We start from the raw sequence: 14,218 nt of genomic DNA, 5'->3' as shown, positions 1-14,218 counted from the left end.
ATGGACCCCGCCGCCTTCGACCTCGCCGCCATCGGCGCTGGCCTCTCGTTCGCGGCCGCGCTCGACGAGGTCTCGGCAGCACTCGACACGAGTGGATCGGTCGTCGTGACCGCACCCCCGGGCACGGGCAAGACCACACTCGTACCGCCGCTCATCGCCTCGCGGCGCAGCGGTCGGGTGATCGTCACCCAGCCCCGCCGCGTCGCCGCCCGCGCAGCCGCCCGCCGGCTCGCCCACCTCGACGGGTCCCCACTCGGCTCACGCGTGGGATTCACCGTCCGCGGCGAGCGCACAGCCGGTCCGGAGACGCGGGTCGAATTCGTCACCGCCGGCGTGCTGCTCCGACGCATGCTCGACGATCCAGGGCTCGAGGGCGTGGATGCCGTGATCATCGACGAGGTGCACGAGCGCGCCCTCGAGACCGATCTTCTGATCGGCCTGCTCTCCGAAGTGCGTGAGCTGCGCGACGACCTCGCGGTCGTCGCCATGTCCGCCACCCTCGACGCTGCACGCATTGCCTCCGTCCTCACCACGGAGGAGATGCCCGCCCCGATCGTCGACCACGACGTCCCGGCCTTTCCACTCACCGAACGCTGGGCCCCGAGCCCGGTGCCCCGCCTCGACGAACGCGGTGTCACGTGGGGATTCCTCGACCACGTCGCAGAGGTCGCGGCAGCGGCAGCCCGCGATCTGGTCCGCGAAGTCCCCGATGCCGACGTGCTCGTCTTCGTCCCTGGTGCCCGCGAGGTGTCTGAGGTCGCTCGCCGCGTCCGCGACGCAAGCGACAGGTTCGACGTGCGGGAGCTGCACGGCCGGATCCCCCCGGCCGAACAGGACGCCGTGATCCGGGGCCGCACGCCGCAGGAGCGTCCGCGCATCATCGTCACGACGTCGCTCGCCGAATCCTCTCTCACGGTGCCGGGTGTGCGTCTGGTCGTGGACACCTGCCTGTCGCGGTATCCGCAGCGCGACGCCGCTCGCGGCATGACGGGCCTGGTCACCAGCGCCGCACCCCGCTCGTCGTGTGTGCAGAGGGCCGGACGCGCCACGCGCCAGGGCCCCGGAACGGTGGTCCGCTGCGTCGACGAACGCTCGTACGCGGCGGCTCCCGCCCGGCCGATGCCGGAGATCGCCGTGATCGACCTCGCCGATGCCGCCCTCCTGCTCGCGTGCTGGGGCGCCCCCGGCGGAACCGGCCTTCGGATGATCGACCCGTTGCCCGCCGACAACCTGTCCGATGCCATCGCGGTGCTCCACGGTCTCGGCGCGATCGACGACGAAGGTCGCGCCACCGCAGAGGGCCGCGCCCTGGCACGCATCCCGACCGATCCCCGGCTGGCCCGTGCTCTGCGCGACGGCAGTCCGGCGGTCGGCAGTCGGCTCGCAGCCGAGGTCGTCGCGCTCCTCGGCGGCGACCTGAGAATCCCCGAAGCCGACGTCGCTCAGGCCCTCATCGCGCTTCGCGGCGGGCGCACCGCGGACGCCCGCCGATGGCGCGACGATGCCAACCGTCTCGAGCGCATGGTACGTCCGACCCCGGAGGTCCGCGCGGATCTCGACGGGGTCGGCCTGGTGGTCGCGCTGGCTTTCCCCGGGCGGATCGCCCGCCGCGTCGAGCGCACCGCCACCGGAGCGACGTTCCTGCTCGCCTCCGGGACGCGAGCGGGGGTGGCGGGCCCGCTCGCGGCGGTCGAATGGCTCGCCGTCGCCGACGTGACGCGCTCCTCCGGTCGTGCGGCGGCAGGGTCCGGTGCGATCATCCGATCCGCAGCGGCGCTCACCGAAGCGCAGATGGAGCATGCCGCCGACCACCTCATGACCGACCGCGTCGAAGCCGAGTTCATCGGAGGACGAATCCAGGCCCGACGTGAGCGGCGGATCGGTGCGATCCTGCGCACATCGGTACCGGTGCGGGCATCCGTCGAAGTGGGGCGGGATGCCGTGCGCCGGGCGCTCCGACGTGAGGGACTCGGCATGTTCACCTGGTCTGACACCTCAGACGCGTTGCGCCGACGACTGGCGGTGCTGCGGCGCGAGTTGGGCGATCCGTGGCCCGATGTCTCGGACGCCGGCCTGATCGAAACACTCGACACCTGGCTGGCGTCCGAGCTCGACGCCCTCGCTGCCGGCACCCCCGCGGGGCGGCTTGACCTGCTGGCGGCTCTTCGTCGTCTGTTGCCGTGGCCCGAAGCGGTGCGACTCGAAGAACTCGTGCCGGAGCGCCTCGAGGTGCCCAGCGGATCCCGCGTCCGCATCACCTACCCCGAACCCGACGGCGACCCGACGTCACGACCCGTCGTCGCCGTGAAGCTGCAGGAGTGTTTCGGCTGGGCGGAGACTCCTCGCCTCGTCGACGGACGGGTGCCGGTGCTCTTCCACCTGCTGTCTCCCGCGGGGCGGCCGCTCGCGGTCACCGACGACCTCGCCTCGTTCTGGTCAGGGCCCTACGCACAGGTGCGCGCCGAGATGCGGGGGCGCTACCCGCGGCACCCCTGGCCCGAGGACCCGTGGGCCGCGACGCCGACCAAGCACACCAAGAATCGCGCCACGCGCTGAGCGCCGACCTGGTCGCGGGTCAGCGGGTGCGCCGCCGTAGCGTCAGGGAGGCGAGCACGAGAGCGCCGACCGCGAAGGCCACGACGATCAGCAGCGGACCGAACACCTCCCACCCCTCGTCCCCCGCGGCGACCGCGTTGATCGTGTCGATCGCGTAGCTCAGCGGAAGCCAGTCGGAGATGGCGTACAGCACGTCGGGCATCTGATCGCGAGGCATGAAGAGTCCGCCGAGGATGATCTGCGGGAACACCAGCAGCGGCATGAACTGCACCGCTTGGAACTCGGTCTGGGCGAACGCGCTCGCGAGCAGACCGAGCGCGGTACCGAGCAGCGCGTCGACCACCGCGACCAGGCCGAGTTGCCAGAGCGGCCCGTCGACGTCGAGTCCGCACACCCCGACCGCGAACGACACCGTGATGACCGCCTGGAGCAGAGCCATCAGCCCGAATGCGAGCGCGTACCCGAGGATGAAGTCGGCCTTCTCGAGCGGTGTCGTCATCAGGCGTTCGAGAGTGCCGGAACGGCGCTCCCGCAGCGTCGTGATCGAGGTGATGAGGAACATCACGATGAACGGGAACAGCGCCAGGATCGCGCCGCCGAACTGATCGAAGACGCCGTCCTGATCGCTGAACAGCCAGGCGAAGAGGCCCACGAGCAGGCTCGGCGCGATGAGCATCAGTGCGATCGACCGCGGGTCGTGCCGCAGTTGGGCGAGCACGCGTCCGGCGGTGGCGAAGGTTCGGCGGCCGTTCATTCTCCGGCCCCCTCGTGCTGGTCGCGTGCTTCTCGGCGCGATCTCCTGGTGTCGCCGAGACCGGCCGCGCGGTCGCGCTCGATCAGCGCCAGGAACGCGGCCTCGGCGTCGGTCGTACCGGTGTCGGCGAGGAGCGACGCCGGCGTCGTGTCGGCGATGATCCGCCCCTCCCGCATCAGCAGCAAGCGGTCGCAGCGCACGGCCTCATCCATCACATGACTCGACACGATGAGCGTGACCCCTCGATCCGCGAGACCCCGGAAAAGAGTCCACAGCTCGGCCCGCAGCACGGGATCGAGTCCCACGGTCGGCTCGTCGAGCACGACGAGTTCAGGGGCACCGATGAGCGCCACCGCGAGCGACACCCGCGTCGCCTGCCCGCCGCTCAGCGAGTCGACGAGCTGCCCCGCCTGCGGCCCGAGCCCTACCTCGTCGATGACCCGATCGACATCGCCCTTCGGCGCCTGGAGGAGCGAGGCGAAGTAGGAGAGGTTCTGACGGACGCTGAGGTCGCCGTACACCGACGCCCCCTGTGTGCCGTACGCCACCCGGTGCCGCAGCCGTCGCGATCCCCCCGGCTCGCCCAGCACCGTCACGTCGCCCGAGGCGATCTTCTGCACGCCGACGATCGAGCGCATGAGCGTGGTCTTGCCGCATCCCGAAGGGCCCAGCAGTCCCGTGATCTGGCCGCGCGGGATCGCGAGGTCGATCCCCTCGAACACGTGCACCGCACCGCGACGCACGCGCAGTTGTGCGATCTCGACGGCGGAGTTATTCATCATGTGATGAATTATGCGCCCGCGAATCGTCCGCGTCAACGGCATCGCGCCCCGGATGCCGACGGTCGGGGTCAGTCGAAGAGGTAGCGCTGCACGGTCGGACCGACACGTACGACGAGCTCATCGACCGATGCCGCGGCGAGCGCCGGGAGCCGCAGCACGTAGCGTGCGATCAGCACCCCTGCGATCTGCGAGGCGACGAGCGAGGCGCGCAGGTCCGCGTCATCGGCATCGAGGCGCTGAGACACCCGGGAGAGCAGTTCGCGCGACAGGAAGCCCGCCAGCAACGGGGTCGTGAGGCGACTCCCGATCGCGGTGCGCAGCAGCATGACGCCACGCCGGCGCACCTCGGGCTGCTCGAATGCCTCGAGGACGTAGCGGATCAGGCGTTCGCCGATCTCGTCACGCGGACCAGCGAGGATCCGCGGCACATCGACGTCCGGTCGCAGCGGAATGCCCACGGCTTCCGCGAAGAGGTCGGCCTTGGTGCCGAAGTAGTGATGCACGAGCGCTGAGTCCACCCCGGCGCGAGCGGCGATCGAGCGGATCGTCGCCCCGTCATAGCCTTTCTCACCGAAGTCGTCGACCGCGGCCGCGATGATGCGCGCTCGCGTATCGGAGACGCCCCGCGGACGGCCGCGCCGCCGCGGAGGCTTCTGCTCGGTCATGCCCGTCAGCCTACGACGCGCGTCGACGGCACGGCGTGCCCGTCAGTCGAGCAGGTGACGCAGATAGCGGGTCGGATGCTCGAGGAACGAGCGCCAGTGCTTCACGATCTCGAGGTCTTCCCACGCCGCCGGACGGACACCCCACTCCCCGACTTCGAGGATCTTCGCACCCGGGAGGGCCGCGAGCACCGGCGAATGCGTCGCGCACAGCACCTGACCGCCCTCGTCGGCGATGCGGCGGAGCACCGCGATGAGGGCGAGGGTCGAGTTGAAGGACAGCGCCGCCTCCGGCTCGTCGAGGCAGTAGAAGCCCGGCTCGTCGAAACGGCTCTCCAGCAGGGCGAGGAACGATTCGCCGTGACTCATCTCGTGGAACGGGACGTCGCCGCTTGCCGAGGGGTTCTCCTCCAGATAGGTGTAGAACGAGTGCATCGTCTCGGCGCGCAGGAAGAAGCCCCACCGATTCGCCCCCACGCCCCGCTGCAGCCGCAGCCACTCCGACAGGGGCGACTCGGTCGCGCGCGTGGTGTGCCTGGCCTGTCGGGAACCACCCTCGGGAGAGAGTCCGTAGGCGATCGCGATCCCCTCGACCAGGGTCGACTTGCCGCTGCCGTTCTCGCCGACCAGGAACGTGATGCCGGGGTCGAGGTCGATCCCCTCCCGCAGCACCTGGGCGACGGCGGGGATGCTCGTCGGCCACCCGGTACCGGGCCTCGGGGCGTCGTCGCTGGGACGTACCGCCACGACGGGCTGCTGGCGTCGACGGCGGGAGGTCGGCTCCCAGAACTCATCCATCGTGGCCCTCCGCCCGTGTCGTCTCGTGGAGGCTACCGGCATCCGCGGACACCAGCGCGGCCGACGACGATCAGCACTCGATGACGTTGACCGCGAGACCGCCCTCACTGGTCTCCTTGTACTTCGTCGACATGTCGGCACCCGTCTGCCGCATCGTCTCGACGACCGCATCCAGGGAGACGTAATGGCTGCCGTCGCCGCGCAGGGCGAGGCGGGCGGCGGTCACGGCCGTCGACGCGGCGATCGCGTTGCGCTCGATGCACGGGATCTGCACGAGGCCGCCGATCGGGTCGCAGGTGAGACCGAGGTGGTGCTCCATCGCGATCTCGGCGGCGTTCTCGATCTGGCGGTTCGTGCCGCCCATCACCGCGGTCAGGCCCCCGGCTGCCATTGCGCAGGCGGAGCCGACCTCGGCCTGGCATCCGCCCTCCGCCCCGGAGATCGACGCGTTGGCCTTGAACAACGACCCGAGGGCCGTCGCCGTCAGCAGGAAACGACGGATGCCACGGCGACGGTTCGCCTCGGCGGTCTGCTCCTCGTCGAGGTCGCTCCCGTCGCTCACAGCCCGCACATCCGACTCGAACCCGAGGAGTGCGCTGCCGACCAGCTCACCGTAGGGCGTGACCGCGTTGCCCGCCCCGAGTCCCGAGTCGGCGAGGAACCGCCACCAGTACATCGCGACGGCGGGGAGGATTCCGGCGGCACCGTTCGTCGGCGCCGTGACCACTCGGCCACCCGCGGCGTTCTCCTCGTTGACCGCGAGCGCGAAGGCGCCGAGCCACTCACCCGGAAGCTCGCGATGTCCATCGGCCTCGACCTCTTCGAGCTGGCCGCGGATCACTCCGGCCCGCCGCTTGACCTTGAGGATGCCGGGAAGCGTGCCGTCGGCGTGGAGACCCGCGTCGACGCACCCCGACATCGCGTCCCAGATCGCGTCGAGCCCGGCGGCGACCTCCTCCTCGCTGCGCAGCGAGGTCTCGTTGAGTCGGGCGACCTCGGCGATCGACAGTCCGTTCTCGTCGCAGAGGGCGAGCAGCGACGCGGCATCCACATACGAGTACGGGAATCCTGCGGTCGTGAGCTTCGCCTCTTCGCCGTCGCGTCGGATGAACCCGCCCCCCACGGAGTAGTAGGTCTCCTCGGCGACCACCTGCCCCGCGGAATCCCAGGCGGTGATGGTCATGGCGTTCGGGTGGCCGGGAAGCCGGGTGCGCGGCGCGAAGACGATGTCGTCCTTCGCGAAGGGCACGTCGTGCGTGCCGTCGATGCGGATCACGGCCTGAGCCGGAAGGTCGGTCCAGGCGGCGCGGACGTCAGCGGGGTCGCACGTCTCCGGCGCGAGTCCGCGGAGTCCGGCGACGACGGCATCCGGCGTCCCGTGCCCGATTCCCGTCGCCCCGAGCGAGCCGTACAGTGTGCTTCCGATGCGGGCCACCTGCGGCAGGACGCCCGTCGCGGTGAGTCGTCGCGCGAAGTCGAGGGCCGCGCGCATCGGTCCGACCGTATGGGAGCTCGAAGGGCCCACTCCGATGGAGAAGAGGTCGAAGGCCGAGACGTACGCAGTCACCCCTCCAGGCTACGCCGGATCGGCGACTTCGGTTCACCGAGGTTAACTCGTCGTCTCGTCAACCCCCTACAGACGCTTCCGCCGCCGAGGCATCCTGAGCGGACGACATCACCGAAAGGGGTCCCTCCATGACCGACAGCACTCCCGAGCCGGAGCCCACCGAAGAGCTCTCCGCCGAGGCACAGACTCCGACTCCCACCCCGACCTCCGACACGAGCGAAGGCGAGGTCACGACACCGGCCGAGGCCGACTCCCCCGAAGACGCCGACCCGAGCGAGGTGCCCCGCACCGATGAGCTCCAAGAGCCGAGCACCGAAAAGGCGCCCGGCGAGGAGCCCAAGGCGCCCAAACGCGAAGAGCCCGAGCCCGATCACGAAGCCGTCGGCATCGGAGTCATCGAAGGCGAGGAACCGCCGACGCACTGAGACCCCGGATCCGCGCTACCAGGTCAGCGGGTCGAGCCGCAGGTAGAAGTCCTGACGGTCAGGTTCGAGGGCGATGCCGTACCGCGCGGCGAACTCCTCGTCCGCGCGGCGGGCGGCGCTCTCATCCGGCCACGTCTCGCGGGCGTTCGCCAGGAGCAGGGCGATGTCGGCGTAGGGGTCAGCGCGTCCGAGCCGTCCGACGTCGATCAGTCCGGCGACGCGCGAACCCTCGGGCGCGATCAGGATGTTCGGCAAGCAGAAATCGCCGTGACAGACCACCGCCTCCGCCTGCTCCTGGACGACCCGGTGCGGCAGCTCGCTCTCGAGGCCGGCGAGGATCCGCGCCGCCGGCACATCCTGCAGCGCGACGGGCAGGAACTCGGTCTGCACCCGACCGTCGGCGACCGTCGCTCTGGCAGCCGTCATCATCTCGTCCAGAGCCCGGTCGTAGGGGCAGTCGGACACCGGGACGGCATGGAGCCGCCTCAGGATGTCGGCGATCGCCGGCCACGCCGCGCGAAGATCCCCCGCATCGAGCTGGTCGGCGGGGGTGCCCTGCACCGCGGAGGTCACGAGGGCTGCGCCGTGCGCGGTGAGACGCCACTCGATCACCGACGGACCGGGGATGCCGGCGCCGGAGAGCCAGGTGATCCGGTCTCGCTCGGCCGCCAGTTCGTCTGCCTGCGCCGAAGGGACCACCTTGACGTATCGCTCGCCGGCCTCATCGCGAAGCACCGTCGCACCTGACTCGCCACTCTCCACGGTCACCCAGTCCGCGCCATCGGGGAGCAGCTCTGCAGGAGTGTGCATCTCCTCATCCTCCCGCACCTCATCCGCCCTCCGGTCGCACTACCTGCCGCCTGATCGATGATCGGGCGGCAGCAAGTGCGACCGGAAAGAGCCAGAGAAGGTCCTACTCGACGAGCTTGCCCGCGGTGTCGACCTCGCGCATGAGCTCGACGATCTCGGGCGAGATCTCCGGGATCGCCTCGCGGGTCACGCCGTCCTTCGGTGACCACACGAGATTCACCTGCAACGTGGGGTCGGTGTCGGGGAAGTCGCTGCGGTTGTGGCATCCGCGGGTCTCCCTCCGCTCCAGCGCAGCCTCGAGGGTGGCACGGGCGGCGAGCGCCGACGCCTTGAGGTCGAACGCATGCGCGAGGTCCTGGAAACCGGCGATATCGGGGTGGATGCCGATGTCCTCCATACGCCCCTCGATCATGTCGAGGTCGGCGAGACCGGCGAGCAGCCCCTCCTCCGAGCGCACCACACCGGCGTACTCGGTCATGAGGTTGCGAATCGCACGCTGCAGGGCGCGGACGTTCTCGCGCCCTTCAGCGGCAAGCAGATCGTCGATCTCGGCTCGCGCTTCAGCAACCGCGGTCGCCGACCGGCGCTGCGCGTCGAGCCCGGCCGCATGCTCCATGGCCGCCTGACCCACGATGCGTCCGTAGACGAGCAGCTCGATCAGCGAGTTGCCACCGAGACGGTTCGCGCCGTGCAGCCCGCTGGATGCCTCGCCGATCGCATAGAGGCCGTCGACGTCGGTCTGGTGATCCTCCGGACGCACCCAGACGCCACCCATCGAGTAGTGCGCGGTGGGCGCGATCTCGATCGGATCGGTCGTGATGTCGAGCATCTGCAGCTCCATCATCGTCTGGTAGACGCGGGGCAGACGGGTCATGATCGTCTCGCGCGGCAGGTGCGAGACGTCGAGCCAGACGCCGCCGTTCTCGGTGCCGCGCCCTTCCTGGATCTCGGTGTACGCGGCGAGCGCGACGCGGTCACGGGTCGACAGCTCCATGCGCTCGGGGTCGTACTTCGCCATGAATCGCTCGCCGAGGGCGTTGCGGAGGATTCCGCCTTCACCGCGTGCGGCCTCGGAGATCAGGGTTCCCGCTGCGCTCTCCGGCTCGATGATGCCCGACGGATGGAACTGCACGAGCTCGGGGTCGCGCAGACGGGCGCCGGCGTCGACCGCGAGACGGAAGGAGTCGCCGGTGTTCTCGTCACGGCGCGACGAGGTGCGCCGCCAGATGCGGTTGTGTCCGCCGGCGGCGAGGATCACGGCATCCGCGTGGATGAGGTAGCGGGTGCCGTCGGCCTGATCGAAGCCGTAGGCGCCGAAGACGACGTTGTCACGCACGAGCAGGCGCGTGATGTAGACGTGGTCGAGGATCGGCACCTCGAGCTGCTCGGCCTTGCGCACGAGGGTGCGCTGGATCTCGAGGCCCGTGTAGTCGCCGGCGAACGCCGTGCGACGGAAGGTGTGGGCACCGAAGAAGCGCTGCGAGATGCGGCCGTCGTCTTCGCGGGCGAAGTCCATGCCCCAGCGTTCGAGGTCGCGGATGCCGCGCTCGGCCCCCTGCGTCACGATCTCGACGGTGTGCGGGTTGGCGAGCAGGTAGCTCTCCTTGATGGTGTCGGCCGCGTGCTGCTGCCAGCTGTCGTCCGCGTCCATCGTGCCGAGCGCCGCGTTGATGCCGCCGGCGGCAAGCGAGGTGTGCGCATCCTGCCGCGGGCGTTTGCCGACGGCGAGCACGTCGACCCCATGTTCGGCGATCTCGATCGCCGCCCGCAGCCCGGACCCGCCGGTGCCGATGACGAGGACGGTGGTGGATATCTGACGTTCGCGCGTAGCCATGCGGTCCACGGTAGTTAGGTGATCCTAATAACTCCAATGCATAGTTCGAGTTGAAACGATGCGGGTAGGCTATGGACATGAACCTCGAGCAGCTCCGCGGGTTCGTCGAGGTCGCACGTCTCGGACACTTCACCCGCGCCTCCGAGCACCTGCATCTGGCACAGCCGTCGCTGAGTCGGCAGATCTCGACGCTCGAGCGCGAACTCGGTGCCGAGCTGTTCCACCGCGCGCGCGGCCACATCGCGCTGACAGCCGCCGGCGAGACACTGCTCCCCCGTGCGCAGCGCATGCTCGCCGAGGCTGACGCCATCCGCGACGAGATGGGCGAGCTGGCCGGCCTCCGTCGAGGACGCGTACGTCTGGGAGCCCCTCCCACGCTCTGCATCAGCCTGGTCGCCGAGGCGATCAGCGCGTTCCACGCCGCACATCCGCACGTCGATCTGCATCTCACGGAGAGCGGCTCCCGCCGACTCGTCGAGGAGCTCGCCGTCGGTGCCGTCGACATCGCCCTGGTCACGCAATCGGACGGCCCCACCCCTGCCGGAGTGAGCCTCACGCACATGCCGCTGCTGTCGGAGGAACTGGTCGTCGTGTCGTCGGCGGCCGCTCCGCCCGTCACCCACGGCCCCTCGATCAGCCTCGCGCACCTCGCGACCCTTCCCCTGATCGCCTTCGACGAGAGTTACGAACTGCGCGCGGCGATGGACGCCGCGTTCCGGAGCGCCGACCTCACCCCGACGCTCGCGCTCGAGGGTGCCGAGATGGATGCGGTGCTCCGCTTCGTGGAACGCGGCGTCGGCGTCGCAGTGGTGCCCGCCATGGTGCTCTTCGACCGCCCGCTGCTGCGATCGGCGCGACTCGCGCATCCGGCGATGTCGCGCACGATCAGCCTGGCGCACCGCTCCGACGTCACTCCGGCCGTCGCCGTAGCCGCGATGCGCAGCGTGATCGTCTCGACGGCGGCGGATGTCGCCGAACGCGACCCGGCGATCACGAGCCTGCTCTGAAGCATTGAGGGCGAACCACTCAGCCGTCGTGCACTCCCGTGTGGAACGCAGAAACGGCCCCCACCGAAGTGGAAGCCGTTTCGTCACTGTCTCAACACAGTGTGCGCCCGAAGGGACTCGAACCCCTAACCTTCTGATCCGTAGTCAGATGCTCTATCCATTGAGCTACGGGCGCTCAGCCCGCTCAGCGGGCCGTAGAACAGCCTACAACAGTCCCGACGCGAAAGCGAAACGAGGCCTCACCCGTCGGCTGACGCGGACTTCTGCTGCTTCTTCCGCCGCTTCGCCTTGGCCCTCTGCTCCGACGAGAGCGCCTGCAGATCGACAAGACGCAGGGCCTGCATCCGCGCTTCGCGCATGCGGTTGTAGTCGGGATCCTGGTCTGGACGCATGCCCTCGACGCGCAGCCGACGGTCGAGGTTGTGACGCACATCCGCCCAGGCCGCGTCTCGCGCCTCCTCGACGATCTCGGCGAGCCGCTCACGGTCCTGCATGATCTCGCGCAGGCGCACCGCCACGCCGGTGGACTGCTTGGCCCGTCGACGCAGGTTGCGCACATCGCGGTCGCGGTAGTCGTGCGTTCCCACCGGATCGGAGTGCCGGCCTCTCGCCCGCTTGCGCAGCGCGGTGACGGTGGCAGCCGCCTCTTCCGACTCCTCGGCCATGGCGCGAAGCGCCTCACGCGCATCGTCGATGTACTTGTCCATGTCGAAGACCCCGTCTTCGGCGATGGTGCCGATGAGGATGTGGTTCTTCACGGCGAGGCGCGCGGCAGCGGTCGCGATCGCAACGCCTTCGGCGATGGCATCCGCTGTCCGTCCCACCGGTACCTCCTCTCCTTGAGCGTACCGGTATCACTGCGGCCCGGTGTCGGCCAGAATGGTTCGGAATCAGCTTGCCCCACCCATCCGACATCCGCGGGTTCGCACCCGGATCGCGCCGCGCAGGAGAGCAATGAAGCACCTCGAACTCACCGGCAGCACCACCGTGATCACCGGAGCGGCGAACGGGATGGGTGCCGACATCGCACGCCGGCTGGCCGCCCGCGGAACCCACCTCGCACTCATCGATCACGACTCCGCTGCGCTGGCGACGATCGCGGCGGAGTTGCAGGGCGTCCGCGTGACGACGCACGTGGTCGACCTCCGCGACGACGAGGCCGTGTTCGCCGCCGCCGCCGCGATCACCGACACCCACCCGCGGATCAATGCGCTCATCACCTGCGCCGGCTCATCGATGCTCGGCGACATCGACCAGCTCACCATGGAGGAGATGCGCTGGCTCACCGACGTGAACCTCTGGGGAACGGTCTCGGTCACCAAAGCCCTTCTCCCCGCGCTCCGCGCCGCGCCGGCCGCGCACATCACGCACCTGGCGAGCGTCTACGCACTCGCCGCCCCCGCCGGCCGCATCCCGTATGCAGTGAGCAAGTTCGCCGTACGTGCCTTCTCCGAAGCACTGCGGCACGAGCTCGAGGGCACCTCGGTCAGCGTGGGCGCCGTCTACCCGGCGGGTGTGCGCACCGGGATCATCCTGCACGGTCGCTACGCCGCGGCGATCGACCCGGAGGTGGCGGCCCGGGCCGCCGCCGCGCAGGCCGCGATGTACCACACCGAGCCCACGGATGCCGCAGCCCGGATCGTGCGGGCGACCGAACGACGGGCTGCGCGCACCATGGTCGGGCGCGAGGCCCGCCTGATCGACGCGCTCACCCGCATCGCTCCCGCCTCCTACTGGCGAGTGATGCGTCGTCCGCTGCGCGCGGCGATCGACACGACCACGCCGGTGGCCTGAGCGGGAGAGGGCGACCGCTCCTCGCTCAGCGCACGGAGCCCACCCAGATGGCGGAGGCCCAGGCCTGTTGGTCGCCGTTGCAGCCGACCGATCCGGGATAGCCCCGCACCACGGCCATGCAGTTCGCCAGGAACTCCGGGTCACCGCCGAAGAGCGTGCCGTACGCCCCGGATGACGTGAGGGCGCCCCACACCCGGAACTGGTAGATGTGGGCGAGTTCGTGCGCCATGGCCCAGTTCAACCGGTCGGCGCTCCAGTTCGCGATGTCGGCGCGGTACTTGATGTAACCGTTGCTGTTGGCACATGCCGGGGCGTTTCCTCCTGCGCACGACGAGGACTCGTAGAGCCCGACGCCCCCACCGCCGACGAGATCGAGGGCCGCCCGCACCCGCGCGTACCCGTCCGGCCCGCTCGACGCCCATGCCGGCCCGCCGGGACCCGAGGTCTGTGCCGCCTGCCACGACGCGACCTCTGTACCGACCTTCTCCGTGAGCGCGTGCAGGGTCGCCGTGGCCGCGGTCACCGTGTCGGGGTTCTCCTTCTCGGCGACGACGGTCTGCTGCGCGGAAAGAGCAGCAGCGCGGTGCGCGGCCGTGTCCACCCGACCCTGCGCTCCCTCGAGTGCGGCGGTCAGCGCGTGGACCTCGGTGAGGAAGGCCGGCCTCAGCGCGAGCACGGCGGCGCGGTCGGCGGTCTCCTGCTCGGCATGGTCGAGCGCACCGTCGAGGTAGTCGGTGCGCTGGCCGGCATCGCGATACTGCCCGTTCAGCGCGACGAGTTGTGCGACAGCGGTCGTTCTCTCCTGCTCGAGGGCGTCGGCTCTGCCGATCATCCCCGCGATGAGCAGTACCGACGCCGCGAGCGTGACGGCCAGCACGCGGCGCATCACTGCAGGAACCCCGTCGTGTCGGCGATCTCCGCGTCCTGCTCAGCGAGCTTCGAACGCAGGGCGGTGAGCTTCTCCGCGAGTTCCAGATTCTCGCCGCGCGACTCGTCCAGCGCGCGCTCGACGCGGACAATCTCCGCTTTGACCGCGGCGATCGACTCCTGACGCTGCTGATCGGCGATCGCGACGAGCGTGATCCCGCCGAGCAACAAGAGGCATCCGACCGCGACAGCAAGACTCCGCATCTCGCTCCCCAGGACAGCGCAACAGTTCCGGACCGACTCCGATCGCCCCAATATACAACCGGAGCCGTCTCTGCAGTCCCCCGGATGCCGGAGCCGGC

14 protein-coding genes and 1 tRNA gene are annotated in these 14,218 nt (G+C 69.9%); 4 read left to right on the top strand and 11 right to left on the bottom strand.

The window, feature by feature from the left end; translation table 11 throughout:
• The gene (hrpB, locus tag ACIQLD_RS15435; protein WP_402609317.1) at positions 1 to 2,556 is read left to right on the top strand and encodes an ATP-dependent helicase HrpB; all 2,556 of its coding nucleotides are present in this window, start codon (positions 1 to 3) and stop codon (positions 2,554 to 2,556) included.
• Between the two features lie 19 nt (positions 2,557 to 2,575).
• Here hrpB and ACIQLD_RS15430 read toward each other — a convergent pair whose 3' ends face one another.
• From ACIQLD_RS15430 to ACIQLD_RS15410, 5 genes are all read right to left on the bottom strand, one after another.
• A complete protein-coding gene (locus ACIQLD_RS15430; RefSeq protein WP_402609315.1) occupies positions 2,576 to 3,310 on the bottom strand; it encodes an ABC transporter permease in 735 nt (244 codons plus the stop codon).
• Positions 3,307 to 4,092, bottom strand: a complete 786-nt coding sequence (locus tag ACIQLD_RS15425; protein WP_402609312.1) for an ABC transporter ATP-binding protein — start codon at positions 4,090 to 4,092, stop codon at positions 3,307 to 3,309. The genes ACIQLD_RS15430 and ACIQLD_RS15425 overlap by 4 nt, the downstream gene beginning before the upstream one ends.
• Positions 4,093 to 4,160: 68 nt before the next feature.
• Positions 4,161 to 4,757: a TetR family transcriptional regulator gene (locus ACIQLD_RS15420; RefSeq protein WP_402609310.1), complete on the bottom strand. Its 597-nt coding sequence runs from the start codon at positions 4,755 to 4,757 to the stop codon at positions 4,161 to 4,163.
• A gap of 42 nt (positions 4,758 to 4,799) precedes the next feature.
• Complete coding sequence (locus tag ACIQLD_RS15415; RefSeq protein ID WP_402609308.1) at positions 4,800 to 5,552, bottom strand: AAA family ATPase; 753 nt, start codon at positions 5,550 to 5,552, stop codon at positions 4,800 to 4,802.
• A gap of 70 nt (positions 5,553 to 5,622) precedes the next feature.
• Positions 5,623 to 7,119, bottom strand: a complete 1,497-nt coding sequence (locus tag ACIQLD_RS15410) for an L-serine ammonia-lyase, iron-sulfur-dependent, subunit alpha (protein ID WP_402609306.1) — start codon at positions 7,117 to 7,119, stop codon at positions 5,623 to 5,625.
• A gap of 128 nt (positions 7,120 to 7,247) precedes the next feature.
• Here ACIQLD_RS15410 and ACIQLD_RS15405 point away from each other — a divergent pair, with 128 nt between their 5' ends.
• Positions 7,248 to 7,544: a hypothetical protein gene (locus ACIQLD_RS15405; RefSeq protein WP_402609304.1), complete on the top strand. Its 297-nt coding sequence runs from the start codon at positions 7,248 to 7,250 to the stop codon at positions 7,542 to 7,544.
• Between the two features lie 15 nt (positions 7,545 to 7,559).
• Here the strand turns inward: ACIQLD_RS15405 and ACIQLD_RS15400 are convergent, their stop codons facing one another.
• Both ACIQLD_RS15400 and ACIQLD_RS15395 read right to left on the bottom strand, forming a co-directional pair.
• Positions 7,560 to 8,354, bottom strand: coding sequence for an APH(3'') family aminoglycoside O-phosphotransferase (locus tag ACIQLD_RS15400; RefSeq protein ID WP_402609302.1), 795 nt, complete (start codon positions 8,352 to 8,354; stop codon positions 7,560 to 7,562).
• Between the two features lie 103 nt (positions 8,355 to 8,457).
• A complete protein-coding gene (locus ACIQLD_RS15395; protein ID WP_402609300.1) occupies positions 8,458 to 10,188 on the bottom strand; it encodes an L-aspartate oxidase in 1,731 nt (576 codons plus the stop codon).
• Between the two features lie 77 nt (positions 10,189 to 10,265).
• Between ACIQLD_RS15395 and ACIQLD_RS15390 the strand changes: the two genes are divergently transcribed.
• Positions 10,266 to 11,195: a LysR family transcriptional regulator gene (locus ACIQLD_RS15390; protein WP_402609298.1), complete on the top strand. Its 930-nt coding sequence runs from the start codon at positions 10,266 to 10,268 to the stop codon at positions 11,193 to 11,195.
• A 102-nt stretch (positions 11,196 to 11,297) separates the two neighbouring features.
• Here ACIQLD_RS15390 and ACIQLD_RS15385 read toward each other — a convergent pair.
• Positions 11,298 to 11,370: transfer RNA gene (locus ACIQLD_RS15385), tRNA-Arg, on the bottom strand.
• 64 nt (positions 11,371 to 11,434) lie between these two features.
• Positions 11,435 to 12,019 (bottom strand): asparagine synthase, encoded by a 585-nt coding sequence (locus tag ACIQLD_RS15380; RefSeq protein ID WP_402609296.1) that lies wholly within the window; start codon positions 12,017 to 12,019, stop codon positions 11,435 to 11,437.
• Between the two features lie 130 nt (positions 12,020 to 12,149).
• Here ACIQLD_RS15380 and ACIQLD_RS15375 point away from each other — a divergent pair, with 130 nt between their 5' ends.
• Entirely contained in the window at positions 12,150 to 12,989 is an 840-nt protein-coding gene (locus ACIQLD_RS15375) for an SDR family NAD(P)-dependent oxidoreductase (RefSeq protein ID WP_402609294.1), read from the top strand.
• 25 nt (positions 12,990 to 13,014) lie between these two features.
• Here ACIQLD_RS15375 and ACIQLD_RS15370 read toward each other — a convergent pair whose 3' ends face one another.
• Together ACIQLD_RS15370 and ACIQLD_RS15365 are read right to left on the bottom strand one after the other, a co-directional pair.
• Positions 13,015 to 13,875: a hypothetical protein gene (locus ACIQLD_RS15370; protein ID WP_402610286.1), complete on the bottom strand. Its 861-nt coding sequence runs from the start codon at positions 13,873 to 13,875 to the stop codon at positions 13,015 to 13,017.
• A complete protein-coding gene (locus ACIQLD_RS15365) occupies positions 13,875 to 14,120 on the bottom strand; it encodes a hypothetical protein (protein WP_402609292.1) in 246 nt (81 codons plus the stop codon). Before ACIQLD_RS15365 ends, ACIQLD_RS15370 begins: the two co-directional genes overlap by 1 nt.
• Positions 14,121 to 14,218: the final 98 nt, after the last annotated feature.

Origin of the sequence: Microbacterium sp. NPDC091662 (genome assembly GCF_044756705.1) — a bacterium.
In the GTDB taxonomy this organism is placed as follows: Bacteria; Actinomycetota; Actinomycetes; order Actinomycetales; family Microbacteriaceae; genus Microbacterium.
Note: the sequence above shows the minus strand (reverse complement) of the source record. Positions and strands in the feature narration are given on the sequence as shown.